At 58.6% G+C, this 20,610-nt stretch carries 13 protein-coding genes and 1 pseudogene; 5 read left to right on the top strand and 9 right to left on the bottom strand.

Annotated elements, in window-relative coordinates:
- Positions 1-258: 258 nt before the first annotated feature.
- Positions 259-906 carry a hypothetical protein gene (locus tag QP978_RS10125; RefSeq protein ID WP_070603613.1) on the bottom strand — a complete coding sequence of 216 codons (648 nt, stop codon included), beginning with the start codon at positions 904-906 and terminating at the stop codon, positions 259-261.
- A 519-nt stretch (positions 907-1,425) separates the two neighbouring features.
- Here QP978_RS10125 and QP978_RS10120 point away from each other — a divergent pair.
- A pseudogene (locus tag QP978_RS10120) lies at positions 1,426-2,614 on the top strand (IS3 family transposase); the annotation flags it as partial.
- Between the two features lie 111 nt (positions 2,615-2,725).
- Positions 2,726-3,649, top strand: coding sequence for a siderophore-interacting protein (locus QP978_RS10115; protein ID WP_016421889.1), 924 nt, complete (start codon positions 2,726-2,728; stop codon positions 3,647-3,649).
- On the opposite strand, the gene QP978_RS10110 is transcribed toward QP978_RS10115, so the two are convergent.
- The 6 genes from QP978_RS10110 to QP978_RS10085 form a co-directional block, all read right to left on the bottom strand.
- Positions 3,646-4,440, bottom strand: coding sequence for an ABC transporter ATP-binding protein (locus QP978_RS10110; RefSeq protein WP_016421888.1), 795 nt, complete (start codon positions 4,438-4,440; stop codon positions 3,646-3,648). The two genes, QP978_RS10115 and QP978_RS10110, sit on opposite strands and share 4 nt — an antisense overlap.
- Positions 4,437-5,489: a FecCD family ABC transporter permease gene (locus tag QP978_RS10105; RefSeq protein WP_371450598.1), complete on the bottom strand. Its 1,053-nt coding sequence runs from the start codon at positions 5,487-5,489 to the stop codon at positions 4,437-4,439. Before QP978_RS10105 ends, QP978_RS10110 begins: the two co-directional genes overlap by 4 nt.
- Positions 5,486-6,481 (bottom strand): FecCD family ABC transporter permease, encoded by a 996-nt coding sequence (locus QP978_RS10100; RefSeq protein ID WP_222865141.1) that lies wholly within the window; start codon positions 6,479-6,481, stop codon positions 5,486-5,488. The genes QP978_RS10105 and QP978_RS10100 overlap by 4 nt, the downstream gene beginning before the upstream one ends.
- A gap of 51 nt (positions 6,482-6,532) precedes the next feature.
- The gene (locus QP978_RS10095) at positions 6,533-7,489 is read right to left on the bottom strand and encodes an iron-siderophore ABC transporter substrate-binding protein (protein WP_016421885.1); all 957 of its coding nucleotides are present in this window, start codon (positions 7,487-7,489) and stop codon (positions 6,533-6,535) included.
- 810 nt (positions 7,490-8,299) lie between these two features.
- Positions 8,300-9,340: an aspartate-semialdehyde dehydrogenase gene (locus QP978_RS10090; protein WP_069359031.1), complete on the bottom strand. Its 1,041-nt coding sequence runs from the start codon at positions 9,338-9,340 to the stop codon at positions 8,300-8,302.
- 10 nt (positions 9,341-9,350) lie between these two features.
- Positions 9,351-10,616: an aspartate kinase gene (locus QP978_RS10085; protein WP_070560676.1), complete on the bottom strand. Its 1,266-nt coding sequence runs from the start codon at positions 10,614-10,616 to the stop codon at positions 9,351-9,353.
- Positions 10,617-11,203: 587 nt separating this feature from the next.
- On the opposite strand from QP978_RS10085, the gene QP978_RS10080 reads away from it, so the two are divergent.
- Positions 11,204-12,241, top strand: a complete 1,038-nt coding sequence (locus tag QP978_RS10080; protein ID WP_284857141.1) for a DMT family transporter — start codon at positions 11,204-11,206, stop codon at positions 12,239-12,241.
- A 156-nt stretch (positions 12,242-12,397) separates the two neighbouring features.
- The gene (locus tag QP978_RS10075; RefSeq protein WP_284857140.1) at positions 12,398-13,450 is read left to right on the top strand and encodes a class C sortase; all 1,053 of its coding nucleotides are present in this window, start codon (positions 12,398-12,400) and stop codon (positions 13,448-13,450) included.
- A gap of 6 nt (positions 13,451-13,456) precedes the next feature.
- On the opposite strand, the gene QP978_RS10070 is transcribed toward QP978_RS10075, so the two are convergent.
- Positions 13,457-15,754 (bottom strand): YhgE/Pip domain-containing protein, encoded by a 2,298-nt coding sequence (locus tag QP978_RS10070; protein WP_284857139.1) that lies wholly within the window; start codon positions 15,752-15,754, stop codon positions 13,457-13,459.
- Complete coding sequence (locus QP978_RS10065) at positions 15,754-18,387, bottom strand: YhgE/Pip domain-containing protein (protein WP_070546293.1); 2,634 nt, start codon at positions 18,385-18,387, stop codon at positions 15,754-15,756. The genes QP978_RS10070 and QP978_RS10065 overlap by 1 nt, the downstream gene beginning before the upstream one ends.
- Positions 18,388-18,664: 277 nt before the next feature.
- Here QP978_RS10065 and leuA point away from each other — a divergent pair, with 277 nt between their 5' ends.
- Positions 18,665-20,482 (top strand): 2-isopropylmalate synthase, encoded by a 1,818-nt coding sequence (leuA, locus tag QP978_RS10060; protein ID WP_049193461.1) that lies wholly within the window; start codon positions 18,665-18,667, stop codon positions 20,480-20,482.
- Positions 20,483-20,610 lie beyond the last annotated feature (128 nt).

Here is a 20,610-nt window from a genome sequence, read left to right as displayed (position 1 = left end):
TCGGCGGGTTTGCTTCACTACTTCTCCTGGTCGAAAGTGGTGATGCATTCACCGCCTGAACCTACCAGCCATTTTTCGGGCCATTTTTGTCATAAACGCAGTCAGTAACTCGGATCGACCCAACGTCGCCAGCTAAAAACGCAAAAAAGCGCCTCCCCACTCCACGAGGAGTGAGAAGGCGCTCGTGCGCTGTTACGTTTTAATAGCCGCGAGAGCCAATAGCTGCGCAGTGCAGTGCCTAAGTCGGCTTAGACGGTCTTAGATAGCCTTTGCACCGGTGAGGTCCAGGTCGACTGGCAGGTTGTCACCTGCACCGTCCTCGGCCAGCAGACCACCCTGGTTGTTGCCACCGGTCTGGGCACCCTGCTCCTGGCCGCCAGTCTGGAGGCCACCCTGGTTCTTACCGCCGGTCTGCATGCCCTGCTCTTGGCCGCCGGTCTGGAGACCATTCTGGTTCTTACCGCCGGTTTGGAGGCCCTGCTCCTGGCCACCGTTCTGCAGACCCTGGTCGCCACCGACGTTCTGCAGGCTCTGATCCTGGCCACCGGTCTGGAAACCGGACTGACGCTCACCAATCTGGCCCTTGTCGTTAACCTGGTCGCCGCCGACCTTGTCGCCCTTGTCCAGCTTGTCGCCGCCAATCTGGTCGCCACCGTTCAGCTGGTCGCCACCAGCGTTCTGGAGGCCCTGGTTGCCGCCAACATTCTGCAGAGCGTTGTCCTGATCGCCGCCAACGTTCTGCAGACCCAGGTTGCCGCCCTCAGTCAGAGAGTGGAAGTTCGGGAACAGAGAGTCGACCTGAACCAGTGGGCCCTCCGGGAAGTTCACGTTGAACTCAGGTACCGGCAGCGGAGCCGGTGCTGGCAAGGAGGAAATCAGTTCGCAGATATTGCACAGGTTATCCATGATGATCCTTTAGAAAAATGAAGTGTAGATAAATGGTGTGGCGCGATGCCCAGAGCTGAAGGTAAAGGGCTTCTCGCCTTCTCCTTTGCGGCCACTGCCGTGCTCACACGAAAACCGTACCGGTGATGAAAAACGGTCACAATATAGAAATTCGACCCACTTCAGCCAGGAAATTGGAAACAGAATAACGGCAAAATTTAACCTGCACTTATGCCCAAACGTCGCATGTCACGGGTCACATTGCTAGCCGTTTGGTCACCCCAAACCAGGCTCGCCTTTTCCAGCAGAAACGCCTCGGCACCTAATGAACTGCTCCCCATTAGTTGGACTGAGAAATCAGTTACCGACTAGTGGGGAGTAGTTGTCATTGAGAGCACGAAGTTCGCTAAGTGAATATCAGCGCGAGCAGTTGGTTGAACTATTTGAGCAAGGCATGGGTTATACAGCCGCTGCCAATGCCCTTGGTGTCTCCAAGTATGCCGCCCGTATGCTCTGTCGTCGGTTTAAGCTGCATGCAGGCTATGTCTTGTGGAGAAACCGACTAAGCAGCAGTACTCGTTCGAGATCAAGAAGGAAGTTGTCCAACGCCACCTTGCTGGCTAGACAGCGATGGATCTTGCACGTGAATTTGGCCTGTCATCACAGCAGCTGGTCCGCGGGTGGACGTGGAAATGGCGCAAAGACGGCGATGACGCGTTGAAACCAAAGCCGAAGGGCAGACCCAAAGGATCGGTCACGCCGAAGCCGCTGTCGGAGGAAGACAAGCTGCGTCGCGAAAACGAACGGTTGCGGGCCGAAAATGCCTATCTAAAAAAATGCGGGACTTGAGGAATCAGGGACGCGCCTGAAAGTCCAGGCGATTGTCATCCTCAAGTCGCACCACCGCTTGGAGTACCTCCTAGAGGCAGCAGGTATCCCACGGTCGACGTTCTTCTACCACCAACAACGACTCAGTAAGCCAGATAACCACGCCGAGCTCAAGCAAGCGATTCGGGAAAGCTTCGAGCGTAACAAGCATCGCTACGGCTACCGACGAGTGCTACTTGACCTACGCAACCAGGGCTGGGTGGTCAACCACAAACTCGTCTACAAACTCATGCGCGAGATGGGGCTGCGAGCCAAGATCCGCCAACGTAGACCTTATGTTTCCTACACCGGGACGATCAGCCACATTGCCGACAACAAGCTTGACCGCAAATTCACCCCAGATAAGCCAAATACCGTCTTTGTCAGCGACGTCACCGAGTTCAGGGTCGCAGGCCGCAAGGTCTACCTGTCACCGGTGATGGACTTGTTCGACCGCTCAATCGTTGCCCACACCGTGGCTACATCGCCGTCGACAGCGTTGACCACCGATTCTTTGCCCAAGACGATCGCGGCGTGGGCACCTGAACCCGGGTGGATGATGCACACCGATCAAGGTTTCCAGTACCAGCATGCCTCGTGGCGTGACCTGATCGGCGACAACGGCGGTGTTCAGTCGATGTCGCGTAAAGCCAACTGTTACGACAACGCGGTCATGGAGAACTTCTTCGGCCACGTGAAAACCGAGATGTACCACGGAGAAGTCTTCGACACTGTCGCAGAGTTCAACCAAGTAATCGACGAATACATCCAGTGGTACAACACCGAACGCGTCCAACAACGACTCAAGGGCCTGACCCCGATGCAATATCGAAATCAGACCCTTGAAGCCCTAACCGCCTAGAGTTAAACCAGTCCAACTTTCGGGGACCAGTTCACCTCGGATCCCCGCGGGGCTTTTTCTGCCCCTCACCCTTTCACTTTTGCTTTAGGTAAGGGTAAGTTAACTCCCACTATGACCTCGAACCCAGTTACCCTGAACACTCCGACGAACACTTCCGCCTACCGCGCGGCCTTTTCTGACCACCTACTCTTGGCCGCCCCTTCTGAACCGCACCATCGAATCATCCGCGCCACTGTTTATGACGTCAGCGCCCCGGCAGAAAACCTGCAGAGGATTGTCATCCGCTCCCCCGAGCTAGTCGGCTTTCAGCTTTCCGGCCCGGACGAATTCTTTGGCCTCTTTATGCCGGCTAAGCCCGGCGAGAATCTCCATTTACCCCTCCACGGAGGTGGCGCCAATATCCGCGCAAGCGTTACAGCCATGCCGGAGACCCAACGCCCAAATTTACGTTGGTACACCGTACGCTCACTCGATCCCGAGTGCGGACAGATAACTTTCGACGTGGCGACACATGGCGTCAAAAATCCAAAAGATGAGCACGTCGGACCAGGGCTCGCCTGGGCTCTTGCAACTCGTGTTGGCGACCAGGTAGGCATCTGGACATGCCAGGGCCTCTGGCACCGCGCGCAAAGTTCACAAACACTTATCGCAGACCCATCTGCCGTACCTTCCGTTCGCGCCATTTTGGATTACGCGGATGCGTTTGCCCCGGAACAGTTGCGCGACATACACCTCGTAGTGGTCGCCGAGAACCATGGTGACCTCGAGCCATCCCTCGTCGCCGACTGGGAGAGCAAGCTGGGCAGCCTAGAAGTGCTGTTTAGCGCTACAACGGACTTCAGCACGGCAGTGATGTCCCACCTACAGCAACTGGACCGTGCCGAACACCCCGCAACACAGTCGAAGTACGTCTGGGTCGCGGGTGAAGGACAGCTCTGCAAGGAAGTACGGCGCCACGCAATTCACACCTGGGGCCTCAATAGCGAATCCGTGCAGTGGTGCCCCTATTGGTTCCTAGGCAGGGCACGGCCTTAATTAGCCACAATCCCTCGCGGCACAATAATCGGAGCCATACCGCGGGGATCTTCCCACACCTCGGCATTCAGGCCATATGCCTCGCGCAACACATCCACCGTCAGAGCCTCCTTTGGAGAACCCTCGGCGATCTTTTCCCCTTCCTTCATGACGATCATCTCGTCGCTAAAAGCTCCCGCCAGGCCAAGATCATGAAGTACGGTAATCACCGTCTTGCCCTCTTGAGCGAGCTCCCGCACGATACTTAGAATCTCTATCGCATGTGCCGGATCTAGGTAGGTAGTCGGTTCGTCCAACAGCACAATTGGCGTATCCTGCGCCAACACCATCGCCATCCAGACCCGCTGCCGCTGGCCGCCAGAAAGCTCCGCCACGTCGCGGGCAACAAGATGGTCAACCTTCGTCTTCTTCAGCGCCTCGCGCACTTTTTCTTTATCTTCTGACGCCGTCGCTCCCCCACCCCAGAGCGATCGACGATAAGGGTGCCGTCCGCGCTCCACAAGTTCTCCAACGGTCAATCCCGCCGGACACAGCGGGTGTTGTGGCAAAAGCGCAATTAGTTGGGCGGCTTCGCGCGACCGCAAACTATGCACGTCCTTTTTCTCTACAAGAACCCGTCCTTCGGCGGGAGCAAGCAGCCGAGAAAGCGTCTTGAGCAACGTCGACTTGCCACAACCATTGGGGCCTAAGAGCGTGGTGACCTTCCCGGGCTCTGCAGTGAAAGACACGTCCTTAACAATGCTTGGGCCGTCGTTGTAGCCCACGGTGACGTGATCAACTTGAACGTTCATTGAACCATTCCTTTCAGAGTTCCGCGACGGGCCGCCAACCACACAAGCAACACCAACGCGGGGCCACCGATGATGGCGGTAACCAAACCCACAGGGGATGTAAATGGCAGTGCGCCCGCCACGACGGCGCACGCAGCTAATAGAGCAGCGCCTGCAAAAGTAGAGCACAACGGATGGGGCGTGGGCGTTCCGGCCACCAGCTTGGCCAGCTGAGGAGCCAATAGTGCCACGAATCCAATTGGGCCGACAAAGGAAACCACCACCGCGACAATGCCCGTTGCGGCAATGAGCAAAATAGCGCGCACCCTCGTGACATTTACCCCAAGTGTGGACGCGGTGGCGTCATCATGAGAAAGAAGAGGGACATCGCGCGTAACACAGAGGCCTAAAACTACGAAGGGCAACAGGCCCAACACCATAGGAAACAAAGCTTCCATACGCACAAAGCCGGTAGACCCAGCGAGCCAAGTTTGGGCATCCGTGGCACGAGTTAAGTCAGCCCGGAGCAGGAGATACTGCACTAAAGACTGCGTGAGGAAAGACAGTGCCAGGCCGATGACCACTACGCGCTGCGACGTCCCGAAGCCACCGAGTAGAACGAGCAAACCAACGATCACTAGTGCGCCAAGCAAAGCGAGTGCAGCACGCCACCAGAACGTCGGCACCCCCTCACTCCATGCAGGGCGGGTAACTACGGTGCCCGCCACAACCAAAACCGCCGCGCCGCCGGATACACCGAGAATGTCCGGGCTGGCCAGCGGATTGCGGGCCATGGTCTGAGTCCACGCACCTGCCAGCCCTAGAGCCGCGCCGACCAGAACGGTAGCGATTGCTACAGGCAGGCGGAGATCCCACACCACGTTGATTGCTTGCTGTGTGCCCCCACCGGTGAGAACCTCGATGACTTCCATCGGGCTGAGCTTCACCGCTCCTTGCCCCAGGATTAAGCAGTAACAAAGAGCCGCTACGAGGGCGAACCCTGCCGAAGCCGCCAGGACGCGTCTGCTTCGTGAACGCTTAATACTACGGATAGACGTCATATCGCTCATATCGTCAGCTCCGAGTCATTCGAGGTCGGTGAACTCTTCTTACGTCGCACCGCCAGAATCATCACTGGGGCACCGACAATAGCTAAGACAATGGACATTTCCAGCTCGTTAGGCTGCAGGACGAAGCGGCCCACAATATCGGCTAGCAACACAGCCGCGCCACCAACAATGCCGGTCGGCAGCAAGAGGCGAGTCAGGGACGGGCCGGTAAACGGGCGTAGTAGGTGTGGCACGGCGAAGCCCACGAATGTCACAAGCCCCACAGTGGCTGTCGCCGAGCCGGCGAGGATGATCACCGCTGCGGCAGCCAACAAGCGGGTTCTCGTGGGCGAGCTGCCAAGGGAACGGGCGGAGTCCTCTCCCATCGCAAGTAGATCCAGCGGGCGTGCTGCAAGCGCACCACATAGAGCACCTAGTGCTAGACCTAAAGCAGCTAAGGCCACGTCTTCCATACCCCGCCCAGCTGTAGAGCCAACGGTCCAGCGGCGGAGCCCTTCCAGGGTGTCGGAAGAATAGAGGCTCAGCATATTCGTGGCCGCTTGCAGGGCGAAGGTAACTCCCACGCCCACGAGTACCAGAGTTAGCGGGTTACGCGATACGCGGGAAATCAACAGCACGATTAAGGCAGCGACGGCCGCCCCGACGAGCCCTACAAGTGTCCGCTCCCCGACCGTCGTTGCCCAGCCCAAGGTCAGTGCCGCAGCGACTGCGAAACTTGCTCCAGCGTTCACGCCGATAATGCCGGGATCTGCCAGGGGGTTGCGGGTCCAGCTCTGAGCAATGGCACCCGCCATAGCCAGGGCTGCGCCTGTGATCACAGCCAAGAGGGTGCGCGGAACGCGCAAGTCCCAAATGATGCCGGATTGCGTAGATGGGTGCGGACCATGCATGAGGATGCTGGTCACTTCGCCAATGGAAAGATCTTTGGAACCCAAGTACAGGGAGGCAAGCAGCAGCAAAGCCAAGCCAACGAGTGCGGCCGAAGTAAGCAAACGCCGGGAAAACACCAAAGAATGTCGAGCTCTTGAAACGGACACTTTCAATTAAATTGCGTCAGAGAACTTGTCGACTGCCCAGGGGATGGTCAATGGGTTCGGCATACTCATTGCATTGCCCACGTTTTCGTCCATCCAGCGGACCTTGCCTTCGCGAACAACGTCCAGCTTGCTGAATGTTGGATCCTTCTTCAAGGTATCGGCGGCACCCTGGTAATCAAGGATGAAGAGGTAATCGACGTTGTTGAGGTCGCTGTAGTTCTCAGGTGCGATGTCGCGGTAGAACTCGCCCCCGTTACCTTCGAGCTCCTTCGGGATCTCGAAGCCCAGACTCTTGATAAACTGCCCGCGACCGTCACCGGAGGTGTACAGGCCGATCTTTCCCTGATAAGGCATGACGATAGCCGCACGCTTGCCTTTGAGCTCAGGGTGCTGCTGTTGGAAATCATCGAAGGCCTTCTGCGTTTCTTCGACGAGTTTGTCGCCTTCTTCTTGCTTGTCTACAGCGCCGGCGATCTGGTTGACCTGATCCCGCCAGGGGATCTGCCAGTCCGTGGCACCGTCTGGCTTAACGGTGGTTGGGGCGATGTCATTAAGCGCCTTCTTCGCCTGCGCGTCTACGGCAGAGTTCACCGCAATGATCTTGTCCGGATCAGCGGCGGAGATCTTCTCCAGGATTTCAGCAGTGAATCCGTTGGCAGTACCGTAAACCACTTCAGGCTTGTTGTCGCCGAGCTTTTCGGTAGCCCATGGGCCGACGCCAGATGCATCAACATCTCCCTCAGCACCCCAGGGCGCTACGAGGACTGGTTGGATGCCTAGAGCGAGCAAGGTATCGCTGTCTCCCAGGCCAACTGCGGCGATGCGCTCGTCCCCGGTGCCCTCATTTTTTGACGCCGCCGCGTCGTCGCCTCGGGAGCAACCAGACAGAACAAGAGTGGATGCTGCCAAGACAGCGGCGGTCTTCAGCGCCGCTCGACGGGTCAGCGAATTGTTTCGAAACATGTGAAAGCCTAACGCGTAAGGAACTCTTTGAAACGCTGTAAAGTACCCGTAGCCCCAAGAGACTGATGGCCTCTTTCGGCTACGGCCAACACAGCAATCGAGCCTATATTACACAGGTAAGGCTAACCACACAACAGGCTACCCTAAATTAGTCCGCTTCCTGCTCGGCCGCTACCGACTCCATCGCCGCCCTGGCCACCGTCGCCACGCTGGCCACCCTAGCCACCCTGGCCACTGTCACCGCCCTGGCCACCCTAGCCACCCTGGCTCTCAATGCCGAGATGCTCGCGCTATTGCAACTCGTGGCACCAACTGTCGGAAAAGTTGCACTTCGAAGGTCGAAATGTCGCTAGAACGGGAATCTGTCAGCACAGGCGCGCCTCCGAATTTTGCGTCAATTCCCTGACCTGCAGTTTTGCGGAGCTGCAAATCAGTGTCTTTAACGCATTCCCGTTCTAGCGACATTCACCCCTGCTAGCGCCCCAAATACGGCGCCGTCGGCCACGCATTCCCGGTCTAGCGACATCTGCACATCCTCACGCCACCAAATAGGGCGCCGGCGCCTCCCGTCACGCAATCCCCCCAGCACTGCGCTCGCACAATCTCACATTCCGCTGGCGCTGCAGCCAAGCGGAAAGCGTGGGCGTCAATAAGAAAAAATAGGCCCCCCTACCGCAACAATGTGAACTGCTCCCCATTAGTTGGACTGAGAAATCAGTTACCGACTAGTGGGGAGTAGTTGTCATTGAGAGCACGAAGTTCACTAAGTGCCAAGGCTTAACTTTTTGCGCTCTCAAGTACTGCGCTCAACTACTGGTCAGCGACCAACAACTCCGCAATCTGGATGGTATTCAGAGCAGCGCCCTTACGCAGATTGTCGCCAGAGACAACCATCACCAGGCCACGCCCCTCCGGAACCGACTGATCGACACGGATACGACCCACCAGGGACTCATCCACACCAGCGGCAGCGAGCGGATTCGGAACGTCGACGACCTTCACGCCCGGCGCGGACTCCAGCAGCTCAGTAGCCTTCTCCACGGACAGAGCATTCTCAAACTCAGTGTGGATCACCAGCGTGTGGCCAGTGAAGACCGGAACACGCACACAGGTACCAGCAACAGCCAGCTCGGGGATAGACAGAATCTTGCGGGACTCATTGCGGAGCTTCTGCTCCTCATCGGTCTCCAGCGAACCATCATCAACAAAGTTGCCGGCCACCGGCAGCGCGTTGAAAGCAATCGGTGCGACGTACGGACCAAAGTCCTCCGCTACCAGAGCCGAACCATCAGTGGTCAGCTTCTCCAGGTTGTCGATGTTCTCGCGCACCTGGCCAGCCAGAGTATTCACGCCAGCAAGGCCCGAACCCGAGACGGCCTGGTAGGAGGACACACGCAGACGCTGCAACCCGGCCTCGTCGTGAAGCGGCTTGAGCACCGGCATCGCGGCCATCGTGGTGCAGTTCGGATTAGCGACAATTCCCTTCGGGATGTCCTGCAAAGCATCCGGGTTGACCTCGGAGACCACCAACGGGACCTCCGGATCCTTACGCCACGCCGACGAGTTATCAACAACAACAGCGCCAGCAGCCGCAAAACGCGGAGCCTGCTCCTTCGACAGCGTGCCGCCAGCGGAGAACACCGCGACATCAATGCCCTTCAGATCCTCGTCAGAAGTAGCCGCGACATCCTCGACAACAATCTTCTCGCCGCGGAACTCCAACTCCTTGCCCGCACTACGAGCAGAAGCGAAAAAACGAACCTTATCGGCCGGGAAATTACGCTCCGCCAGAAGAGTGCGCATCACACGACCAACCTGGCCAGTGGCACCAACAACAGCAATCGTGGTCATTGAGAACTCCTTAGCGTCCCGTACCAGCGTAAACAACAGCCTCAGTGTCGCCACCGAGATTGAAAGCGTCGTGCAGAGCCTTCACAGACTTATCGACATCCTGGTCATTAACCAGCACCGAGATACGAATCTCAGAAGTGGAAATCAGGTCGATATTCACACCCTCATCAGCGAGCGCCTCACAGAACGTCGCAGTCACACCCGGGTGGGACTTCATGCCAGCACCGACCAAGGAGACCTTGCCCACGTGATCGTCGTAAAGCACGTCGTTCCAGTCATTGTCAGCCTGCAGCTTCTTCAGCAACGCCATCGCCTTCGGAGCGTCCTCGCGCGGGCACGTGAAAGTAATGTCAGTGCGGTTATCCGCGATGGTCGAGACGTTCTGCAGCACCATATCGATGTTGATCTCCGCATCCGCAACAGCACGGAACATCTTCGCCGCCTGGCCCGGATCATCCGGAATGCCCAGCACGGTCACCTTCGCCTCGGAGCGGTCATGCGCCACACCGGTCAACACTGCTTCTTCCATAGGGATATCCTCCATCGATCCATCAACAAGGGTGCCAAGTTCATTGCTATACGACGAACGCACACGCAACGGGACATTAAACGCGCGGGCGTATTCGACACTTCGCAGCTGCAAAATCTTCGCGCCAACCGCAGCCATTTCCAGCATTTCCTCGAAGGAAATGTTGTCCAAGCGCTGTGCATCCGGCACAATGCGCGGATCCGCCGTGTACACGCCGTCCACGTCGGAGTAAATCTCGCAGACATCTGCCTCCAGAGCTGCCGCGAGCGCGACCGCAGTGGTATCCGAGCCACCACGGCCCAGCGTAGTGACATCCTTGGTCTCGCGGTTCACCCCCTGGAAACCGGCCACTAGGCAGATATGGCCCTCATCGAGGGCCTCGCGGACGCGACCTGGAGTGACCTCGACAATGCGGGCGTTACCGTGGCGCTCCGTGGTGATCACGCCGGCCTGTGAACCGGTGAAAGACCGAGCCGAGGCGCCGAGGCTTGCAATCGCCATAGCGACCAGTGCATTAGAAATACGCTCACCGGCGGTCAGGAGCATATCCATCTCGCGTCCCGGCGGGACCGGGTTGACCTGCTCAGCGAGGTCCAGAAGCTCATCGGTGGTGTCGCCCATTGCGGAGCACACAACCACGACGTCATTGCCCTGCTTTTTGGTTTCCACAATTCGTTCTGCAACACGACGAATGCGTTCGGCGCTCTCCAGGGATGAACCACCGTACTTCTGCACAACCAGTGCCATGGTCGGCAACCTCCAAAAACTAGGCAACTATATGCACGTAACTATTATTGACTCAATTTACTTGAGTCGCATTCGTAATTACATAGTGGGTTACCAAAACGTAGCTTGCGGGGGTTGTGTGGGGGTTGCGTGGGGGTTTTGGGGCGGGTTGCGTGGGGGTTTGCGGGATCGTGGTTGCGTGGAGTCGTGGTTGGGCGTGGGGTGAGCGCGGCTGCGCGTTGAGAGTGTGACGGCTGGGGTGTTTGGGGTGCTTGGGCTGTGGGTTGGGTGTCGGTTGGGTGTGAATCGGGCGCGGCTGCGGGCTGCCAGCGGGCTGCAAATGTGAAACTGATTAGGTTTATGACAAAAATAAGCCCTGAAACTTGTCAAAACTGACATAAACTAGGTCAGTAACTCTCGGTACTGCGCCAGGAACTCCCGGGCTCAGTCAGCTCCACTCCGGGCTCCCCGGCCCGGGCTCAGTCAGCATCTTGGCCGAACCAGCTAATCCGCCAGCTACTCCCCGAGGCGCTGCGGGCACAAAACACTGCCCCGCCCAACCCCTGCGAAGTGGACATGACAAGTGTTGCATGCCTAGCATTTCCTACGTGAACAATGACCTTCTCGCTGCGATACTGGCACTGCTGTCCGCGCTCAGCATCGCGTGGGGAACCGTCATCCGCCACAACCTCTCCCGAACACTGGAAGAGGGCACCAGCACACTTCGCGGAGTGGCGAAGACCCTGAAGCTGCCACGCTGGTGGCTAGGCTCGACTTTGGCGATTGCCGGGTATGTATTTCAGGTCGCAGCGTTGGCATTTGGCACGTTGCTCCTGGTACAGCCGTTGTTGGTTATGAAGCTGATGCTCACGCTCCCGCTGGCGGCGAAGGTCAATGGTCGGCGGATTTCGCGGTCAGAGATGATTTGGTCCGTGGCGCTTACTTTTGCGGTGGCGACGCTGGTGTTGCTCGGCAAGCCGACTGCCGGCTCCACCGATATCCCCACCTACCTGTGGGGATGGGCTCTTGCCGTCGGTGGCGTGGTCACCTGCGGGCTTTACGCCGCTGCAGTTCAGTGGCCCAACACCGGCACCGGCGCCGGCGGCGGCTCAGACACCAAACAGCGCGGAGTGCTGCGCCAGAACCCGAAGGCCCTACTGCTCGGCATGGCAACCGGCTGGCTGTACGGCTTCGTCGCGTTGCTGTCTAAGTCGGTGGTCGATACTTATGTCAATGACGGGCTCGTCCAGCTCCTGCTCTCCTGGGAACTCTGGCTGCTTGTGGCACTGGCGGTTATTGGCGTCGGCCTGCAGCAGGCGGCTTTTAACGCGGGGCCGTTGCAGGCTTCGCTGCCAGCTATGACCGTCGTGGAACCGATCGTTGCCTTCAGCTTGGGATACATCGTTCTTGGTGAGCGCTTCCAGGCAGTTGGTGTGCAATGGGTAGCGCTGTTTATCGCACTGGTAACCATGATTTCTGCCACTATTGCCCTGGCGGCTCGGCCGGCAGAGGCCACCTCCACAAGCGCCGCAAGCGCCCCAAGCACCGCAAACACCGACACCCCAAGCACCGCAAGCACGGCAAACACCGACGCCCCAAGCACCGAAATCACCACCACAGACTCCACCGATGCCGCCGCGCGGTAAGTAGAGTTCAACTCTCCCGGGCCGCATGACATAAATTGGTATTTGCACTTATTAAGTCGTTAGCGATTTGTCGGCCTGGCTATCCCTGCCCGGGAATTATCCCTGGTGAGAAAGACCCGTGGCCGCTATGCACAAGGTCACCAAAGGTAGGACTCGATGGGGCGTCATTCCCATTCCAAGCGGGCAACTTCCAAGCGGGCATCCAAACCGACATCTAAGCGGAAGTCCGAACGCGCAAACAGCACCAGCGCCGCAACCAAAACCGCCGCAACCAACACCAAAGCAAAGCCCCAAAAGGGCAAGAAGCTCAACTCGAACACCATCATCGCCCTGCTGCTGATCATTGGCGGTTTGGGCGTGCTGCTGTACCCGGTTGTCGCAACGCAGTGGAACAACTTCCTGCAGGCCCGCGCCGCAGATGAGTACTCCAAGCTGGAGAAATCCGCTCCTCCCGAGGTCTTGGACACCGCCTGGAACGAGGCCCACGAGTACAACGCCAGTCTCGGCGAGGTCAATCCCGGCGATGCCTGGACCACCTCCGATGACGAGTCTTCCCCGGAGTACCAGCGCTACCGTCACTACCTCGACGTGCTTGGCGAGACCGACGCGCTCGGCCGCATCGTCATCCCGTCCATCAACTCTGACCTGCCCGTTTTCCACGGCACGTCGGAAAAGTCGCTTTCGCGCGGTGTCGGTCACCTCTACGGCACCGACTTCCCGGTCGGCGGCGTGGGCGAGGGTGAAGGTCGTCACGCGTCGCTGTCCGCGCATACGGGTCTGCAGAATGCGACGCTGTGGGACAACCTCGACAAGGTCAAGAAGGGCGACGCGTTCTACATCGCAGTCGCGGGTCACAAGTTGAAGTATGAGGTCCACGACGTAACCGTCGTAAAGCCGGATGAAACCGATGCTTTACGACGCGTCCCCGGAGAAGACCTGATCACCCTGATTACGTGCACGCCTTACGGCATTAACACGCACCGACTGCTGGTGACGGGGCATCAGGTGCCGATGGATCCTGACGAGGAGTCCGTGTTCGACGGCAGCGGTTCGCAGTGGCAGTGGTGGATGTGGGCCATCCTGGCAGCAGCGGCGGTGATCATTGCGCTGCTGATTTGGTGGCTGCGGAAGCTCTCGCGCGACGGCAAGGGCGAGCCGGAAGCCGAGCGCGAGAGCAACGAGCGCGAGGATGACGAGGCAGAGGATTAGGCCTCCTTACGAGGTGCCCATCACCTTCGTCTCCTCGATTGCATTCTTGATCTCGTTGATTCCCTTTTCAAAGATGCGCTGAAGGCCCAGCGCCAGAATCAGCGACGGGATGATGAACAGCGCCAACATGAACATCAGCTTCCAGTAGTCTGCCTCATAGATACCGGCGATGGAGCTGCGGAACATATCGATCGCGTAGGTACCCGGCAGCCAAGGGCTAATGTTCTGGACCCACTGTGGCACCAGCGGCAGCGGATACGCGCCACCTGCGGCCGAGACCTGCATCACCAGCAACAGCACGCAGATGGCCTTGCCGGCGTTGTCGAAGGTGAAGACGAACGAGAAGACAATCATCATAAACACCAGCGAAATCACCCAGCCGGCCAGCAGCATCAGGAATCGGTGCGCGGGCTCGATGCCCACGTACACCTGGAGTCCCAACACCATCAGTGTGGACTGAACCAGGCCCACGCTGGCGAAGGTGGCGAACCGGCCGAAGTATTTCTCGACGCGGGTGTAGTCCTCGGCCTGCGCAGCGTTGATTTGTGCGTCACTGGTCGGCTCGTCGATTTCATCGCTGGCTGCATCGCCCTGCGCATCATCGACTGCATCGCTGACCACATTCTCGACCTCATCAGCACCGACCTTCTGAGCGCCGCGGCTACGCACTGTGGTGCGAATCAGCACCGACGACAGCAGCGCACCGATCCACAGTGCGAGTGTCGCATAGAACGGCGCCATGCCCGCACCGAAGCTCTGGACTGGGAAGACGGGGTCTTCCTCGACCTGCACCGGCGCGGCCAACTGCGCTGCCAGGGCACTTGGGTCATCACCGACGGCCTCAGCAATTCGCGAGAGGTCCCCGGTGTCCTTCGCCTCTTCCAGCGCGTTGTGAATCTCGTCGAAGCGAGCCGCCAGATCATCAAAACGGTTGCTCAGGCCCATTGTGGCGGCGCTAGTCTTACGAAGCGTATCCACCGGCGAGCCGGAAAGGGTACCGCGGATGCCACGAATGTCCTCGCCAATGACCTCGATGTCGGTGCTCAGTCGCGACACCGGCTCCGACAGTGCGTCGATCTGCGGGCGCAGGTTCTGCTCGTAGGAGTTCTTGGCATTTTCCACAGCGGCAATCGCAGCCGTGAAAGCGTCCTTCGCCTGGCTTATCGACGATCCCGTATCCCGGCCACCACGCAAATCCGCCGCCACGGCGGAGAAACTCTCCTGCAGCCCACGGGTGCGAGCAATCGAGGTGTTCAGATCGGAAATCGCGCGGTCATAGCCCGGCTTAGCGACACCCGGAACCACTGCCCCCACGGTGTCTTCCAGGCGGTCGCGCATCGCAGTCAGACCGTCGGCCTGCTGGCCGAATTTGGCCGCCATCGCATCGAAGGTATCCGCGGTCGCGCCGCTGGTGGCCTGGGTGCCGTCGACAAGCTCGTTGACGCGGTCGCGCACGCCTTCGTAGCTCGACTGCGTTGCGTCGAGCGCCGTGCTAACCGAGTCGCGAACATTGCCGACCGCGGCTTCCAGATCGCCTGCGACGTTGCCGTCACCCGAACCATTGCGCAGAATGTCCATCCGCGCACCAGCGTTTTCCAAAATGGAATCCGCGGTCTCCACCAGCGGCACGGTGGTCTCCACCAGCGTGGACAGCGAACGAGCAGTCTGCGCACCGGAGCGCAGCCGCGCGGCGGTGTCATCAACGCGGTTTTGCACGCGCGTCAGTGCCTGCTTGGAGTCGGAGGTGTTTAGATACTCATCCAGCGAGGTGATCACGCCCAGCCCAACACTGGCGACGACCTGCGTGAAGTTCTTGTCAATCTCCTGAATAACGCCACTCGCGCCCTTACTCGTAATGATTGACGAAAGCGCGTTCTTCTTCTCATTCGTATAGAGCGTCAGCTTAGGCGCCTTGGTGCCCCGGACGTAGAAGGTCATCAGTTCAGTACTGAAGTTCTCCGGAAGCACGATTGCCGCGTAGTAGTCACCGGACTTAGTGCCGTCGATGGCGTCCTCAGAATCCGTAATCTGCCAGTCAATTTCGTGGTTACGGCTCAGCTTCGACAGCACCTCATTGCCCAAGTTGACGTCAATCGCACCGATATCCGTGCGATGACCACGGTCATTACTGGCGACCGCAATCTTCAGCTTTTCGGTGTTCTCAAACGGCTCCCAGCTGGCCAGCACATTAAAGCAGGTGAACAGCAGCGGAATCAGCACCAGACCGAAAACCATGATGCCGGTCATCGTGTTCTGGCGGATCACCCGAAAGTCGTTCCGCACAATTTCAAGAACGTTTCTCATTAGGCTTCACCTTCTGGGGAAGTCTTCACGCTTGCCGACGACACCTTCGTCTGTGGCTCAAACGTATCGCCAGCATTTTCCAACGAGTACGCATGCGGATGGGAAGTCTGGTGCTCCATGTAGGCGCGCAGCTCCTCCTCCGACATCTCGCTGAGCTCCTGGGCGTGAATCACAGACTGCTTGACGTACTCGCGCACCGCGATGTAGGCGAGGCAGAGCAGCACAAACAGGCAAGCCAGACCGAAGAACAGGGCCTTCTGATCCGGGTAGTTACGGGCCAAAATACCCAGCACCACCAGGGCGGCCACGGCGATGCCAATGGCCATGCGCATGAACAGCGTGTAGCTGCCACGCAGATTCTCCATCCGCTCGTCGACTCGCGTCTGGTACTCCTCGCGGTTGCGCAGCGCGAAGACCAGGTCACTGAGCTTGTACCCACTACCGACCAGGTGGACTTCTTCGTTGTTGACCAGACCGCCCTCTTCAAGCTGGTGGTTAACCAAGACGTTGACCGAGGACAGACTGCGACGCAGCCAGTAGCCGACCACGTAGGCGATCGCTGCCATGACCATTAGGGTGAGCATGTTCTTCAGGTAGTAATTGGAGTAAAAACCACCAATTGTCTCGCGGAGAGCATCAATACCGTAGGTCAACGGCAAGAACGGATTCAGTGCCTGGAAGAAGTCCGGTGTCATCTCAATTGGATAGAGACCGGCGGCACCAGGGATTTGAATAAACGCGAGCACCACGGCGATACCGCGTCCCACGTGCCCAAATGCCGCCACCATACTGTAAATAATGGCGAGATAACACAACTCCACCACGACACAGGTGAGGACGAACGCAACCGCACTGACATTCTGCACACCAATGACAATGTCACCAATGGAGACAATCAGCGCCTGGAAAATAGCGATGATGCCCAGTAGCAAGGTGCGGCCCATGTACGCCTGGCCGACCGTGATTTCCTTGAAACCTTCCGCATCAACTTCCACGCGGAAAATCACAATCAGGATGAACGCACCAATCCACAACGACAGGTTGGTAAACAGCGCCGCCATACCCGAGCCGTAGTGATCCACCGGGAACACGGCCTCAGTCTGGATCTCGGCCGGATCGCTCAGGAACTGCGAAATTCCCTCGGGGTCGAGGTCATTGACCATGTTCATGGCTTCGCGCTCTTCGGTGGTACCCAGGGTAAGAACATCGAGACGCGCGGTTTCCAGGCCATCGCGTACGCCATCAAGGTCAGCCTTGAAGCTCTCGAGGACCTGAGTCGCAGCGGAAAGCTGCCCACTCGTAGCGTCGAGAAGCGCGGACGTTTCCTTGACGGTGTCCTTTTGCGCGCCCAGCGCCGCCGCGTACGAACCCACGCGCGCGTTGAGCTGATTAAGCGCCTTGCTCAACTGCGGGAGTGCGTCCTGGGACGCCTGACGAATCTGATCCGAGGCGGCCTTGCCGTCCTTAGTGGCCTGCGCCAATGCCTCGCTGGTGGCGTTGAGGGAGTCAAGAGTTCCCTGCGCCGAGCCGGAGACGTTCTTCAGGCCCTCCACCAGCTCTTTATTGGTGGCGTTGCTCTCGTCGAGCGCATCGATGGTGCGCTGGATTGCCTGCTTATCCGGGCCATTGAGCGGGTTGGCCTCCAGCAGGGAATTCAGCCCACCAATGACCTGATCCGCCTGGTTGACGATGTCCTCCGCCGCAGCCGTCGCAGAATCCGAACGGGAAATTGCGCCCTGCAGATTGCCAGTCATCGCGCCAATCGCGGCGTTGGCGTTACCGGTGCCCTCCACCAGAGCGGTGCTGCCCTGCAAGTAGGCGTCGTTGAGATCCGCGGAGAAATTCAGGACCTCGTTGTTGAGCTCACCAGTAATCGCCTGCACCTGCGTCAACGCATCCTGGGCGTCATCGAGGGCCGTGTCCACGCTGCCGAGAGTCTTCTTGATCTGCGCAATCGTCGGCTGCAGATTGCCAATCTGCTCCTGGATAGCACCGACTTCATCGCGGCTATTGGCAACCGCATCGGCGACATCCTGGAAAGCGTCAGCGGAATTGAGACGAGCCGCATCGAACCGGCCCTGCAGCAGGCCGCCAGCTTCCTTAACCTCCTCGGTGACCGCCTTCGCAATCTCCTTATTAAAGGAAGCGGAAATCTGACCATCAATACCGGACGCGCCCTGCGCCGTGATGTGCGGCGAGATCGCGTTGATCTTCTGGTTAGCGCGGTATTTCAGCTTTGCTGGATGCCCCTGCCCTTGAATCAGGTCAACCATTTCCTGCGAGAAATTCGGCGGAATGGTGATTTCGGCATAGACCCTGCCGCGCTTTAGGTCCCGGTCTGCCTTCTCGGCATCGGGGAACTGCCAGCCCAGTTCATGATTTTGTTTTAGTTGTTTGACCACCTGGTTACCGATATTGAGGCTTCCGGTAACCGAGGAACTCGCGCCCTTGTCCTCATTCACAATTGCCACACCGATGTTCTCGGTGTGCTCGTACGGATCCCAGAAGCCCGGGATGTTGAACCAGGAATACAAGGCAGGGGTAATCATCACGCCGATGATAATCACCCACACTCTTGGGCTATTGCGGAGACGGCGCAAGTCTCGCTTCAGAATAGACCAGCTAGTTTGCACCTTAAGGACGCTATCATCTTTACCCCGCTAAATACATTGGTCCTAGCTTTAGAACTATCGATGGGCGGGGTGGGTGGCGTGTGGATGGCTGAGCATATTTCCCCCACTAAAACCCCCGAATGATGAAATTCATATAACCATCGGGGTAAGGTACATCACATGCAACGCGGACTACTGCTTCTATGCCGCGGCGGGGCTTGGGTTTAAGGCCGGCTCCCCGTCGCGGGGTAAGTTGTGCCGGCCTACAAGAAAAGTCCGAATTAGAAAGGCCCACAACATGTCTCCTTCCGATGCTTTTATTTCCGCTCCTTCTGTAATCTCCACTCCTGCTGGCGAGATTCCGGAAGGACAGCCTGCTTGGAATAAGCAGCGCAACTCCCAGATGGCAACCAACCGCTACCTGCCTTACGACCAGGAAGTTCAGGACTTCCAGCTGAAGGACCGCACCTGGCCGGACAAGCGCATTACTAAGGCACCGGTTTGGTGTGCCGTCGACCTGCGCGACGGCAACCAGGCACTGATTGATCCGATGAGTCCGGAGCGCAAGCGCCGCATGTTCGAGCTGCTGGTCCAGATGGGATACAAGGAAATTGAGGTCGGATTCCCGTCCGCTTCCCAGACTGACTACAACTTCGTGCGCGAGATCATTGAGAAGAACATGATCCCGGACGATGTCACCATCCAGGTTCTGGTTCAGGCTCGCGAGCACCTGATCCGCCGCACCTTCGAGGCATGTGCCGGAGCAAAGAACGTCATCGTTCACTTCTACAACTCCACCTCGATCCTGCAGCGCGATGTTGTGTTCCGTAAGGACAAGGACGCAATCAAGAAGATTGCCACCGACGCCGCGGAGCTGATTAAGACCATCGCGAAGGACTACCCGGACACCAACTGGCGCTGGGAGTACTCGCCGGAGTCCTACACCGGCACCGAGGTTGAGTACGCCAAGGAAGTTGTCGACGCCGTGGTTGATGTCATCGACCCGACTCCGGACAACCCAATCATCATCAACCTGCCGTCGACCGTGGAGATGATCACTCCGAACGTCTACGCAGACTCCATCGAGTGGATGCACCGCAACCTCAACCGCCGCGACTCCATCATTCTGTCGCTGCACCCGCACAACGACCGCGGCACCGGCATCGCCACCGCTGAGCTCGGCTACATGGCCGGCGCTGACCGCATCGAGGGCTGCCTCTTCGGCAACGGCGAGCGCACCGGTAACGTCTGCCTGGTCACTCTGGGCCTGAACATGCTGACCCAGGGAGTCGACCCGCAAATCGACTTTTCCGACATCGATATGATCCGCCGCACCGTCGAGTACTGCAACCAGCTGCGCGTTCCGGAGCGCCACCCGTACGGCGGCGACCTGGTCTTCACCGCTTTCTCCGGTTCCCACCAGGACGCCGTGAACAAGGGCCTCGACGCAATGGCAGACAAGGTCCGCCCGGGCGCTGCCGTCAAGGAGCTTTCCGACGAGGACCTGCGCGCGGTGACCTGGGAAGTTCCTTACCTGCCCATCGACCCGAAGGACGTTGGTCGTTCTTACGAGGCCGTTATTCGCGTGAACTCCCAGTCCGGCAAGGGCGGCGTGGCCTACATCATGAAGACGGACCACGGCATGAACCTGCCGCGCTCCATGCAGGTCGAGTTCTCCTCCGTCGTGCAGGCAGTCACCGACGCCGAGGGCGGCGAGGTCAACTCCAAGGCGATTTGGGACATCTTCGCAGGTGAGTACCTGGACCGCGAGGCTCCACTCGAGCAGATTGCCCTGACTGTCGATGCCCCTCAGAACGAGTCGGACGCCACCAAGATCAAGGCTCACATCGTCTACGAGGGCAAGGAGCAGACCGTTGAGGGTGTCGGCAACGGCCCGCTGGCCGCTTACGCCAACGCCCTGGAGAAGCTCGGCATCAACGTCGAGGTTCAGGAATACGTCCAGCACGCTCGCACCGCAGGTGACGACGCCGAGGCTGCGGCCTACGTCCTCGCAGATGTCAACGGCACCAAGGTCTGGGGCTCCGGCATCGCTGGTTCCATCACCTACGCGTCGCTGAAGGCAGTCACCAGCGCGGTCAACCGCGCACTGGCTTAAACTCCACATAGTTACTGACCAGGTTTATGACACTTTCGTGGCAAAATTTGTGGGTTAAACGACAAAATGTGTGTCTGGCTCGGCGTGTCGCGCGGGGGTTAGATTTGGCCTTTCTGGATGCCGATTGA

The organism is Corynebacterium sp. MSK035 (genome assembly GCF_030232615.1).
In the GTDB taxonomy this organism is placed as follows: domain Bacteria; phylum Actinomycetota; class Actinomycetes; order Mycobacteriales; family Mycobacteriaceae; genus Corynebacterium; species Corynebacterium jeikeium_D.
Note: the sequence above shows the minus strand (reverse complement) of the source record. Positions and strands in the feature narration are given on the sequence as shown.